This is a genomic window from Ideonella flava (assembly GCF_051857595.1).
Lineage (GTDB): Bacteria > Pseudomonadota > Gammaproteobacteria > Burkholderiales > Burkholderiaceae_C > Ideonella.
Genome location: NZ_JBPZHD010000007.1, coordinates 69682 through 81889, shown reverse-complemented (window position 1 = coordinate 81889; position 12208 = coordinate 69682). Strand labels below are relative to the sequence as shown.

Annotated in this window: 13 protein-coding genes; 11 read left to right on the top strand and 2 right to left on the bottom strand. The window is 68.9% G+C overall.

The annotated features are described in order from the left end of the window. Positions 1–36 precede the first annotated feature (36 nt). From ACS5PM_RS16250 to ACS5PM_RS16200, 11 genes are all read left to right on the top strand, one after another. The gene (locus ACS5PM_RS16250) at positions 37–2079 is read left to right on the top strand and encodes a ribonuclease catalytic domain-containing protein (RefSeq protein ID WP_439388701.1); all 2043 of its coding nucleotides are present in this window, start codon (positions 37–39) and stop codon (positions 2077–2079) included. 7 nt (positions 2080–2086) lie between these two features. Continuing rightward, positions 2087–2968 carry an energy transducer TonB gene (locus ACS5PM_RS16245; RefSeq protein WP_439388700.1) on the top strand — a complete coding sequence of 294 codons (882 nt, stop codon included), beginning with the start codon at positions 2087–2089 and terminating at the stop codon, positions 2966–2968. A gap of 2 nt (positions 2969–2970) precedes the next feature. Continuing rightward, the gene (aroE, locus tag ACS5PM_RS16240) at positions 2971–3843 is read left to right on the top strand and encodes a shikimate dehydrogenase (protein ID WP_439389013.1); all 873 of its coding nucleotides are present in this window, start codon (positions 2971–2973) and stop codon (positions 3841–3843) included. Continuing rightward, entirely contained in the window at positions 3840–4631 is a 792-nt protein-coding gene (locus tag ACS5PM_RS16235; protein WP_439388699.1) for a transglycosylase domain-containing protein, read from the top strand. Before aroE ends, ACS5PM_RS16235 begins: the two co-directional genes overlap by 4 nt. Before the next feature lie 20 nt (positions 4632–4651). Beyond that, complete coding sequence (locus ACS5PM_RS16230; RefSeq protein ID WP_439388698.1) at positions 4652–5260, top strand: hypothetical protein; 609 nt, start codon at positions 4652–4654, stop codon at positions 5258–5260. Then, positions 5257–5796, top strand: coding sequence for a TlpA disulfide reductase family protein (locus ACS5PM_RS16225; protein WP_439388697.1), 540 nt, complete (start codon positions 5257–5259; stop codon positions 5794–5796). The genes ACS5PM_RS16230 and ACS5PM_RS16225 overlap by 4 nt, the downstream gene beginning before the upstream one ends. 365 nt (positions 5797–6161) lie before the next feature. Beyond that, positions 6162–6629 carry an acetyl-CoA carboxylase biotin carboxyl carrier protein gene (accB, locus tag ACS5PM_RS16220; protein ID WP_439388696.1) on the top strand — a complete coding sequence of 156 codons (468 nt, stop codon included), beginning with the start codon at positions 6162–6164 and terminating at the stop codon, positions 6627–6629. 97 nt (positions 6630–6726) lie between these two features. Further along, on the top strand, positions 6727–8076 hold the full coding sequence (gene accC / locus ACS5PM_RS16215; protein WP_439388695.1) for an acetyl-CoA carboxylase biotin carboxylase subunit: 1350 nt from the start codon (positions 6727–6729) through the stop codon (positions 8074–8076). Positions 8077–8089: 13 nt separating this feature from the next. Further along, the gene (prmA, locus tag ACS5PM_RS16210; protein WP_439389012.1) at positions 8090–8977 is read left to right on the top strand and encodes a 50S ribosomal protein L11 methyltransferase; all 888 of its coding nucleotides are present in this window, start codon (positions 8090–8092) and stop codon (positions 8975–8977) included. A gap of 46 nt (positions 8978–9023) precedes the next feature. Beyond that, entirely contained in the window at positions 9024–10241 is a 1218-nt protein-coding gene (locus ACS5PM_RS16205) for a zinc-ribbon and DUF3426 domain-containing protein (RefSeq protein WP_439388694.1), read from the top strand. Positions 10242–10293: 52 nt separating this feature from the next. Next, positions 10294–11205 (top strand): carbohydrate kinase family protein, encoded by a 912-nt coding sequence (locus ACS5PM_RS16200; protein WP_439388693.1) that lies wholly within the window; start codon positions 10294–10296, stop codon positions 11203–11205. Positions 11206–11214: 9 nt separating this feature from the next. Here ACS5PM_RS16200 and ACS5PM_RS16195 read toward each other — a convergent pair whose 3' ends face one another. After that, entirely contained in the window at positions 11215–11550 is a 336-nt protein-coding gene (locus tag ACS5PM_RS16195) for a DUF167 domain-containing protein (RefSeq protein WP_439388692.1), read from the bottom strand. A gap of 102 nt (positions 11551–11652) precedes the next feature. Then, positions 11653–12120 (bottom strand): hypothetical protein, encoded by a 468-nt coding sequence (locus tag ACS5PM_RS16190; protein ID WP_439388691.1) that lies wholly within the window; start codon positions 12118–12120, stop codon positions 11653–11655. Positions 12121–12208 lie beyond the last annotated feature (88 nt).

The window sequence follows — 12208 nt, the reverse complement described above, 5'->3', positions numbered from 1 at the left end:
GGCCGGGGCGTCGCGGGATGGGACAATCCCCGGCGTATGTACGCCCTGTTCGATGATGCCGGCAAGTTCCACGCCGGCCGCGTGATGTCCGAGGCCGACAGCTCGATCCAGGTCGAGCTCGATTCGGGCAAGCGCGTCAAGGTCAAGTCCGCCAACGTCCTGCTGCGCTTCGAGAAGCCGCAGCCGGCAGAACTGCTCGCCGCGGCGCAGGCGCGCGCGGCCGAGATCGACCTCGACCTGGCCTGGGAGTTCGCTCCCGAGGGCGAGTTCGGCTTCGTCGAATTCGCCCGCGAGTACTTCGATGCGAAGGCGGGCCCCGAGCTGCAGGCGGCGGCCCTGCTGCGCCTGTTCGAGGCGCCGCACTACTTCCGCCGCGCGGGCAAGGGCCTGTTCAAGAAGGCCCCCGAAGAGATCGTCAAGGCGGCCCTGCTGGCCATAGAGCGCAAGAAGCAGCAGGCCGAGCAGATCGAGGCCTGGGCCGGCGAGCTGGTGGCCGGCCAGTGCCCGGCACCGGTGCGGGAGCAGCTCTACAAGATCCTGTTCAAGCCGGACAAGAACGCGCCCGAGTACAAGGCGGTGGTCGAGGCGGCCAAGCGCAGCCAGCGCGCACCGCTGGACCTGCTGAAGTCCGCCGGCGCCATCGCCTCGGCCTACCAGTTCCACTGGCAACGCTTCCTCTTCGAGCAGTTCCCCAAGGGCTACGGCTTCCCGCCGCTCGATGCACCTGCGGTGCGCGACGAACTGCCACGCGCCGACGTTGCCGCCTTCTCGATCGACGACTCCCAGACCACCGAGATCGACGACGCGCTGTCGGTGCGCGGCCTGGGCTCCGGCACGGTGATGCTCGGCATCCACATCGCGGCGCCCGGCCTGGCGATCACGCCCGATTCGGCGCTGGACAAGGTGGCCCGCGAGCGCCTTTCCACGGTCTACATGCCGGGCTACAAGATCACCATGCTGCCCGACGCGGTGGTGCAGGCCTACACGCTGATCGAGGGCCGCGATTGCCCGGCCGTCAGCCTCTACGTGACGATCGACGAAGCCACGTTGGCGGTGCAGTCCAGCGAGACGAAGCTGGAGCGAGTGCCCATCGCCGCCAATTTGCGCCACGACCAGCTGGACGATCGCATCACCGAGGACACGCTGCTGGGCAAGGCACCAGCCGACTACCCGTTCGCCGCCGAGCTGGCCTTCTTCTTCCGCCTCGCCCAGTCGCTCAAGGCCGCGCGCGAGGTCGTGCGGGGCAAGCCAGAGAACTTCAACCGCCCCGACTACAACTATCGCCTCGAAGGCAACGTGGGTGAACCTGAAGGCAGCGAGACGGTGCGCATCACCGAGCGCCGCCGCGGGGCGCCCCTGGACCTGATCGTCTCCGAGGCCATGATCCTGGCCAACAGCCGCTGGGGCGGGTGGCTGGCCGAGCTCGGCGTGCCGGGCATCTACCGCAGCCAGGCCAGCCTCGCGCCGGGCGTGAAGGTGCGCATGGGCGTGAAGCCGGCGCCGCATGCCGGCATGGGCGTGGCGCAGTACACCTGGGCCACCTCGCCTTTGCGCCGCTACGTCGACCTGGCCAACCAGTGGCAGATCATTGCGTGCGCACGCCACGGTCGCACCGCCGCTCTGGCCGCGCCCTTCAAGCCGAAGGACGCGATGCTGTTCTCCATCATCTCGGGCTTCGACACGGCCTATTCGGCCTACAACGGATTCCAGTCGGCAATCGAGCGCTACTGGGCACTGCGCTTTGTCGAGCAACAGGGGCTCACCGAGCTCGACGCCGCAGTGATGAAGGACGGCCTGGTGCGCTGCGATCACCTGCCGCTGGTGTTCAGGGCACTCGGCACCGAGAGCCTGCCACGCGGCACCCACGTTCGCGTGCGCGTGACCGGCATCGATCTCCTGACGCTCGACCTGCACGCCAGCCTGGCGGCGCGGCTCGACGACCAGGTCGCGGACGAGGCGGCTGCCGAGGACGAGGCCGAGGCCGAGGAAGCGCCGGCGGGCACCCTCACCCTGGCCATCGACCTGGCGGACGATGCCGGCGAGGCTGAAGCGGCGCCCGCCCCGCCTCCTGCTGCCTGACGAACCCATGCGCTTCATCGCCACGCTGAAGGCGCTGCCGCTGACGGCACTGCACTGGGCGCTCATCGCGTCCGCCGCCGTGCATGGTGGCCTGCTCACCCTGCGCCTGGCCGCTCCGGAGACCTACAACCGGGTGTTCGAGGACACGCCGCTGGAGGTGGTGCTGGTCAATGCCCGCTCCGATGAGCGGCCGACCAAGGCCCAGGCCATCGCCCAGGCCAACCTGGCCGGCGGAGGAGAGGCCGAGAAGGGACGCGCCACGACGCCGCTGCCGCCTTCTGCCATCACCGTGGCGGGAGAGGCAGACAACGACCTGGACAAGCAGATCCAGCAGATGAAGGAGGCGCAGGAGCAGTTGCTCACGCAGGGCCGCCGCGAGCTCGCGCTGCTACCGCCACCCGACCCCAACCGGCCGTTGATCACCAAGGAAGACGTCGAGCGTGAAGAGCGCCGGCGGCAGTTGCTGCGCATGCTGGCCGAGATCGAAAAGCGCATCAACACCGAGAACGCGCGCCCGAAGAAGCGCTACATCAGCCCGGCCACCCGGGAAGAGGTCTACGCCGTCTACTACGACAAGCTGCGGCACCGGATAGAGGAACGCGGCACACGCGACTTCCCGGAATACAAGGGCCAGAAGCTGTACGGCGAGCTGACGATGAACCTCACCATCGACGCGCGCGGCCGCGTGGTGGAGGCCGAGGTGATCCAGCCCTCGCGCTCGCCGCAGCTGGACCGCCGCGCCGTGGCCATTGCCTATGCCTCCGGCCCCTTCGGCCCCTTCACCGATGCCATGCGCCGAAGGGCCGACCAGATCGTGGTCACCTCGCGCTTCCGCTTCACCCGCACCGAAGGGCTGGAGACCACGCTCAGCACCGCCACACCGCCGTGACCATTCCCAGCCCTGCCCCCGAAAGCTATGCCGTGATCGGCAACCCGGTCGCGCACAGCCGTTCGCCGTTCATCCACCAGGCATTCGCAGAGCAGACCGGTCAACACATGAGCTACGGCCGGGTGCTGGCGCCGCTCGACGGTTTCGAGTCCACCGTCCGCCAATTTGCCGCGGGCGGCGGCCAGGGATGCAACGTCACGGTGCCCTTCAAGTTCGCGGCCTTCGCGATGTGCTCACGGCACAGCGCCAGGGCGGCCCTGGCCGAGGCCGTCAACACCGTGCGGTTCGACGAGCAGGGCTGGTTCGGCGACAACACCGACGGCGTGGGCCTCCTGACCGACATCGAACGCAATGCCGCCTTCACTGTGCAAGGCCGGCGGGTGCTGCTGGTCGGGGCCGGTGGCGCGGCCGCCGGCGTGATGGGCCCGCTGATCGCGGCCAGACCCGCCGAAGTGGTGGTGGCCAACCGCACGCGCGACAAGGCAGCCATCCTGTGCGGCCGCCATGGCGACCATGCCGCCACGAATGGCGTCGCGGTGCGCGCCACGGCGCTGGAGGATCCCGGCGTTGCCTTCGACCTCGTGATCAACGCCAGCGCCAGCAGCCTGGCCGGCGCGGCGCCGCCGGTGCCCGCGTCCGCGTTGGGAACAGACGCCTTGGCGGTCGACCTGATGTACGGCCCCGCGGCCGAGGGCTTCTTGCGCTGGGCCCGGGCGCACGGCGCACGGGGCCGGGACGGACTCGGCATGCTGGTCGAGCAGGCGGCCGAGGCCTTCGAGCTGTGGCGCGGGGTGCGGCCGGACACGGCGCCGGTGCTGGCAGCCCTGCGCGGCCAGCTGGCCAACGAGGCCGCCGAGGCGGCTGCCCGCTCGTGATCGGTGACCTGCGAATCCTGGGCCGGCTCGTCGGCCTGATCGCGCTGTGCGTGCTGTCGTTGCAGCTGTACTTCGCGGCCCGCATTGGCCTGATGGCGGTGATCGCGCCTGAATCGACGACCTTCCAGCGCAGCGAGATCGCGCGCCTGGCCACCGAGAAGCACCAGGTGACCTGGAGCCAGGAGTGGGTGGCCGACGCACGCATCTCGCCCCAGCTCAAGCGCGCCGTGATCGCCAGCGAAGACGCCGGCTTCGCCGACCACAGCGGCGTCGAATGGGACGCCATCGAGGCGGCCTGGGAAAAGAACCAGAAGGCCGAGGCACGCGCCGAGCGCATCAACGAACAGCTCGACAAGCGCGAAGCCCAGCGAGAGAAGGCCGGCAGGCCAGTCGCCAAGCCGCTGCCGCGCGCCTCTGCCAAGGTCGTGGGCGGGTCGACCATCACCCAGCAGCTGGCCAAGAACCTGTTCCTGTCCAGCGAACGCACCGCCCTGCGCAAGGCACAGGAGATCGTGCTGGCCTACATGCTCGAAGCCCTGCTCGACAAGAGACGCATCCTCGAGATCTACCTGAACAGCGTCGAGTGGGGCGAAGGCCTGTTCGGTGCCCAGGCCGCCGCCCGCCACTACTTCCATGTCGACGCGGCGCAGCTCGGCGCCTACCCCGCTGCGCGGCTGGCGGTGATGCTGCCCGCGCCCAAGCGCTTCGAGAAAAACCCCGGCTCGGCCTATGTCAGCGGGCGTGCTGGCACCATCGTGGCCCGCATGGGCGCCGTGGAATTGCCCTGAGTCCTCCCCTGTCCTTCCAGATGCCCACCAGCGATCACCTCAGCGCCGAGCTTTGCGCCCGAGCCGCACGCCTCATCGTCGACGAAGGCCTGGACTACGCCTCCGCCAAACGCAGGGCGCTGCGCGAGGTGGGCCCGCAGGCGGGTCGTGGCGCCGTGCTGCCGCCCAACGAACAGGTCGAGGATGCCGTGCGGGAGCACCTGGCCCTGTTCCACGCCGAAACGCAACCGCGGGAGCTGGCCGCATTGCGCCGGCTTGCCCTGAACTGGATGGATCGCCTCGCCGACTTCCGCCCCTACCTGGGCGGTGCCGTCTGGCGCGGGACGGCCACGCGGCTGTCCCCGGTCCTCATCGATCTGTACTGCGACGATCCCAAGGCGGCCGAGATCGGCTTCCTCAACGAAGGCATCGCGTTCGACAGCCACAGCGAGCCGGGTGCAGGCGATGAGACGGTGCTGACCGTGCTGGCCCGCTGCGAAGACCTGTCGGAGATGGTGAGCATCCACTTCATCGTTCACGACCACGACGAGCTGCGCGGTGCTCTCAAGCCGGATGCCCGCGGCCAGACATGGCGCGGCGACTCGAGCTCGGTGCGTCAGCGCTTGGCACAGGCGGAGGGCCAGGCATGACGCCCGTCGCCCGGCGCGGGATCCTGCTGGCGGCCGGCGCTGCAGCGCTGGCCGCTGGCGCCGGTTGGCGCTTGTGGCGCAGCCGTGGTGAAGAAGCACCCGGCCCCTCAGGGGACGATACGGTCGACGACTTCTGGTCGCTCGAGTTGCCCAGCCCGACCGGCGCCACCCTGGCCCTGCGCGCCTTTCATGGACGCCCGCTCGTAGTCAACTTCTGGGCCAGCTGGTGCCCGCCCTGCGTGAAGGAAATGCCGGACCTGGACCGCTTCGCGCGGGAATTCTCGGGTCGCGGATGGCAGGTGCTGGGCATCGCGATCGACCAGCCTGACCCGGTGCAGCGCTTTCTTCAGCAGACTCCGGTGAGCTTCCCGATCGTATTGGCCGGCAATGAAGGGCTGAGCTGGGTGCGAAGATTGGGCAATCCGGCCGGAGGCTTGCCTTTCAGCGTGCAAATGGGCTCAGATGGGCGCATCGTGCGCAGAAAGCTGGGCGCGACCACCTTCGACGAACTGAGCGGGTGGACTCAATCGGCCTGACCACCGGCGCCGGCCTCATGCCCGGCTCGCTGTCAATAGGTTGACCGCACTTAATTTTCGGCCTATGGGGCGCCAACTCCGCTGGAACTGCTTTCAAAAGGCGTAAAGTTCGCGCTCTTGTAAAAACGGCCGGTCGCCTTCGCGGGACGACCACACAAGCCAGGAATGCCAGTTCTTGATCTTTGTGCGCCGAATCATCGTCCGTTGGGCGCTCGCCGGTGTAGCGGGCATGGTTCGGCCAGTTCGCCGACGATCAGCACTTCTTGCGTGCCGATCGCCGCTTGCGCCGCCATTCGGGGCACCCATCCGCTGCCCCGATCGTCCTGCGGCACGCGACCACCTCTTTCGTCGGAGATTCATTCCCCATGGACCTGCGCAAGCTGAAGACCCTGATCGACCTGGTCTCGGACTCCAACATCACCGAGCTGGAGATCACCGAGGACGACGGCAAGGTACGCATCGTCAAGGCCAACCCGGTCACCTACGCGCCGGCAGCGATGCCGGTGGCAGCGGCTGCTCCGACGGCTGGAGCGGCGCCGGCAGCGGCGCCTGTCGTCGTCGCAACCCCAGCGATTGCCGCCGCGCCGGCGGAACCGGCGGGCCATGTCGTCAAGTCACCGATGGTGGGCACCTTCTACATGTCTTCGACGCCCGGCGGCAAGCCGCTGGTCGAGATCGGCTCGGTGGTCAAGGAGGGCGACCCGGTCTGCATCATCGAGGCCATGAAGATCATGAACGAGATCGAGGCCGACAAGGCCGGCACGATCACCCAGGTCCTGGCCCAGAACGGCCAGGCGGTGGAGTTCGGCCAGCCGCTGTTCGTGATCGAGTAAGGCGGCGGCCCGTCATGTTCAAGAAGATTCTCATTGCCAACCGAGGCGTTCGCGCGCCTGCGGGCGCAGCCCGGCAGGGCGATTGAGCCGAGGCACCATGTTCAAGAAAATTCTCATCGCGAACCGAGGCGAGATCGCCCTGCGCATCCAGCGAGCCTGCCGCGAGATGGGCATCAAGTCGGTCGTCGTCTATTCCGAGGCCGATCGCGATGCCAAGTACGTCCGGCTGGCCGAGGAGGCGGTGTGCATCGGCCCGGCGCCGTCGGCCCAGAGCTACCTCAACATGCCGGCCATCATCGCGACGGCCGAGGTGACGGACGCCGAGGCCATCCATCCCGGCTACGGCTTCCTGTCGGAGAACGCGGACTTCGCCGAGCGCGTCGAGCAAAGCGGCTTCACCTTCATCGGGCCCACGTCCGAGTCGATCCGCATGATGGGCGACAAGGTCTCGGCCAAGCAGGCCATGATCAAGTCCGGCGTGCCGTGCGTGCCGGGCTCCGAGGGGGCGCTGCCCGAAGACCCGAAGGAGATCATCAAGATCGCCCGGGCCGTCGGCTACCCGGTGATCATCAAGGCGGCCGGTGGCGGTGGCGGGCGCGGCATGCGCGTCGTGCACACCGAGGCGGCGCTGATCCACGCGGTGCAGACCACCCGGGCGGAAGCGGGTGCCGCCTTCGGCAATCCCGCTGTCTACATGGAGAAGTTCCTCGAGAACCCGCGCCACGTGGAGATCCAGATCCTGGCCGACGAGCACAAGAACGCCGTCTGGCTGGGCGAGCGCGACTGCTCGATGCAGCGGCGCCACCAGAAGATCATCGAGGAGGCGCCTGCCCCGGGCATCCCCCGTCGCGTCATCGAGAAGGTGGGCGAGCGCTGCGCCGCCGCCTGCAAGAAGATCGGCTACCGCGGCGCCGGCACCTTCGAGTTCCTCTACGAGAACGGCGAGTTCTACTTCATCGAGATGAACACCCGGGTGCAGGTCGAGCATCCGGTGACCGAGATGGTGACGGGCATCGACATCGTGCAGATGCAGATCCGCGTGGCTGCCGGCGAGAAGCTGCCCTTCACCCAGCGCCAGATCGAGATGCGCGGCCATGCGATCGAGTGCCGGATCAACGCCGAGGATCCGTACAAGTTCTTCCCTTCGCCGGGCCGCATCACGCTCTGGCACGCGCCCGGCGGCCCCGGGGTCCGGGTCGATTCGCACGCCTACACCAACTACTTCGTGCCGCCGAACTACGACTCGATGATCGGCAAGATCATCGTCCACGGCGACACGCGCGACCAGGCGCTCGCCCGCATGCGCACCGCGCTGCTCGAGACGGTGGTCGAGGGCATACAGACCAACATCCCGCTGCACCGCGAGCTGATGGTGGACGCCAAGTTCGTCGATGGCGGCACGAGCATCCACTATCTCGAAGGCTGGCTCGCGGAACATCGCCGCTGAGCTCGCCATGGCCATGTTCGAACTGGTGCTGAATGCCCCGCAGGCGCTGGTCGAGCCGGTGTCGGATGCGTTGATGGACGAACTCGGTGCGCTGTCCGTCTCGGTCGAGGATGCCGATGCGGACACCGAAGCCGAGCACGCCCTGTTCGGCGAGCCCGGCATGCCGGCCCCCGCGCCGGGATGGGATCGTTCGACGCTCAAGGCGCTGTTCGAGACCGAAGCCGCGGCCACCGAGGCGATGACGCTGCTGCTCGCGCAGGACTGGACGCCAGGGCTGGCGGTTCGCAGCCTGCAGGCGGTCGAGGACCAGGACTGGGTGCGCGTCACCCAATCGCAGTTCGCACCGGTCGAGATCACGCCCACCTTCTGGATCGTGCCGAGCTGGCACGAGCCGCCGGCCAGCGCCGAGCGCGTGATCCGGCTCGACCCCGGCCTGGCCTTCGGCACCGGCACGCATCCGACGACCCGCATGTGCCTGCGCTGGATGGCGCGGCATGAGGTGCAGGTCCGCTCCGCACGGGTCCTGGACTACGGCTGCGGCTCGGGCATCCTCGCGATCGGGGCCGCCCTGCATGGGGCCCGCGAGATCGACGCGGTGGACATCGACCCTGCGGCCGTGGAAGCGACACGTCACAACGCGGCGGCCAACCACGTCGCGCTGAGGTCCGGCTTGGCGGATGTCGCCAACGGATCGTACGGCCTGGTGCTCGCCAACATCCTGGCCACGCCGCTGAAGCTGCTCGCGCCGCTGCTGTGCGGCCACGTCGCTCCGGGCGGCCGGCTCGTGCTGGCCGGCATCCTGGAACGCCAGGCCGACGAGCTGCGGGCCGCCTATGCGCCCTGGTGCGCCATCGAGGTCCTCGATCAGGAGGACGGCTGGATCCTCATGGGCACGGCCTGAGGCCGGGCGAAGACCGCCAAGCCTGCATGGCATCATCGCCGCCAGCATGAGCCTCGCGACGCGCTGCCCCGCCTGCCATACGGTCTTCCGTGTCGTGCAGGACCAGTTGCGGGTGTCCGAGGGCTGGGTCCGATGCGGCCAGTGCCAGGAGGTCTTCAACGCGCTGGAGACCCTGTTCGACCTTGGCGAGGCCACGGTGGAAGAAGCCACCGCAGGGCCGGCGGATGAACCGGTCGCGGTGGTCGACGATGAGACCCTGAATGCCGCCGAGGTGATCGCCGAGGGACCTCTGCCGGAGGACCACTGGGATCCGACACCGCCTCCGCCGCCCAGCCCGCGACCGCCGCCGGCCGATGCGCCGGCCATCCATCTTCGGCCGTGGGAAGAAACGCCGCCGCCTGCCACGGCTCCCCCACCCGATGCGCAGCCGATGCAGGGGGACGCCGTGCCCGCGGAACCCGGCCATCCATTGCCCGTCAATGAGCCGCGTTTGACGGCGCCGCTCCCGCCTCCAAGCACGAAGCCCTCGCCAGTGGCCGAGGCCACCAAGGCCGCGGCGGCCGTTGCTGACGACGAGACCGATTCGGAACCCACGCCTTCGCGCTTCATCGGCCCGGTGCCGGACTGGGCCCGCCAGCCGGCTCGAGGCCGGCGGGGCAAGAACAGCCAGAAAGCCAAGGCGCGACCGGCCGCCGATGAAGCGCCGCATGTCCAGGCCCGCAGCAGCGCCCGCGCCCATCGCCGCCGGCGCAAGCCGGAGTTCGTGCGCCAGGCCGAACGCGCTGCCATGTGGCGAAGGCCCGCTGTCCGAGCGGTGCTGGTCAGCACGGCCGGTGTGCTCGGCCTGTTGTTGGTGCTCCAGGTCGCCTACGAATACCGCGACCCGCTGTCGGCGCATGTGCCTGCGCTGGCTCCTGCGTTGCACGCCGGCTGTGCGCAACTGGGCTGCCGCATCACCGCGCCACGTGCCATCGAGCGGCTGCGCCTCGACGCCAGTGACCTCACCCGCACCGAGATGGACCAGGTCCTGCGCTTCACCGCCGATCTGCACAACAGCGCTGACTTCGCGGTGCGTGCTCCAGCGCTCGAAGTGAGCTTCACGGATGCGGTCGGCCGCGTCGTTTCGCGCAAGGTCTTCCAGCCGTCGGACCTGGGCCTGCGGGGCGATGCCATCGAAGCGGATGCTCAATGGCGCATCGACGCGCGGCTGGCCGTCGGCGAGCTGCAAGTGGCCGGCTACACCGTCGAGGTGTTCTATCCCTGATGCGTGCCGGGTGGCACGCACTGCTTCTGTTCTTCGTTCACCGGATCACACCATGGCCTGTCTCGTCAGCGGCTCCCTCGCCTTCGACACCATCACGAACTTTCCCGGCCGCTTCGCCGAGCAGATCCTGCCCGAGCAGGTGCACATCCTGAACGTGTCGTTCCTGGTGCCGACGCTTCGGCGCGAGTTCGGCGGTTGCGCCGGCAACATCGCCTACACGCTGGCTGCCCTCGGCAGTGAGGCCGTAGTGGTAGCCGCCCTCGGCAACGACGGCGAGGTCTATCTCGACCGCATGCAGCGCCTGGGCATCGACACGACGCAGGTGCTCCAGGTGCAGGACACCTACACCGCCCAGGCGATGATCATCACCGACGCAGACAACAATCAGATCACGGCATTTCACCCCGGCGCCATGCAGGAGGCGCACCGCATCGGCCTGCCGGAGCGCAACGACATCGCGCTGGCGATCATCGGCCCGGATGGCCGCGACGCCATGCTCAGGCGAGCCACCGACCTGGCGCAAGCCGGCATCCCCTTCGTCTTCGACCCGGGCCAGGGCCTGCCGATGTTCGACGGTGAAGCACTGAAGGCCTTCATCGCGCGGTCCACCTGGGTCGCCGTGAACGACTATGAAGGACGGATGCTGTGCGAGCGCACCGGCCTCACGCTCGCCGAGCTGTCGTCCATGCCGAACTTGAAGGGCGTGATCGTCACCCTCGGCGCGGAGGGATGCGATGTGTGGGTGCAAGGACGCTGCGAGCACGTGCCCGGCGTACCCGCCGAGCAGGTGCTCGACCCCACCGGCTGCGGCGACGCCTTCCGTGGCGCCCTGCTGCATGGCCTGGAGCGCGGGTGGCCCCTGGTGGATTGCGTGGCGCTCGGCAACCGGCTCGGCGCGCTGAAGATCGCCCAGCGGGGCGGCCAGAACCACGTGATAGACCGCGCAGCGCTCGGCCTGGCCTGACGGGCCGCGTCAGCCCGCAGGCGGCGCACCTAGCGCCCGCTGGAGCCAGGCCTGCACAGCCGTCAGCGGCGCCTCGATCTCGACCTGCTTGTGTCGGGCCGCGGCGCCCCGCTTGAGACGCACATCGCGCTTGGCCAGGCCCAGTTCACGCGCGAGCCACAGCACGAGCGCCTCGTTGGCCTGACCTTCGATCGGTTGCGCGGCCAGGCGGATTCGCAAGGCCCCCTCGTGCAGGCCGGTCGCCTCGGTGCTTCGGGCGTTCGGCTGCACCGTCACGGTCAGCACGCAGGCCATCGGTCCGCCGTCGCGCACGCACGGCCACGGATTCACCGTGCCGGTGGACAAGGGGGCGGGCCGACTCGTTGCCATCAATGAAAGAGAAAAGCCCGGCCGGAGCCGGGCTTGTCAAGGATCGAAGGCCCCCGAAGGAGGCCTTCGAAACGCCCATCAGGGCTTGTTGCCCGTCGGGAACGGCCAGGCGGCCGCAGGGCTCAATGCCGTCTTCGCCGCAGGGGCAGCAGGGGCAGCAGGGGCAGTGGGCGCAGCAGCCTTCTTGGCTGCTGCCTTCTTCGCCGCCGGCTTCTTCGCCGCGGGCTTCTTGGCCGCAGCGGCCTTCTTCGCCGGTGCCGCCTTCTTCGCTGCCGCCTTCTTGGCGACCGGCTTCGGCGCGGCCTTCTTGGCGGGGGCCTTCTTGGCCGGTGCCGCCTTCTTCGCAGCCGCCTTCTTGGCCGGTGCCGCCTTCTTCGCCGGCGCCGCCTTCTTGGCCGGAGCGGCCTTCTTGGCCGGAGCCTTCTTGGCGGCAGCCTTCTTGGCCGGTGCAGCCTTCTTCGCTGCCGCCTTCTTCGCCGGCGCCTTCTTGGCCGGAGCCTTCTTTGCCGGGGCTTTCTTGGCCGCAGCCTTCTTCGCAGTTGCCATATCAATCTCCTTGATCAAGTTGCGAAAAGCACCGGGCTGCTCGAGTCAGCTCGGCGATCCACCGGGAGGCCACTCCTGTCACGGTCTA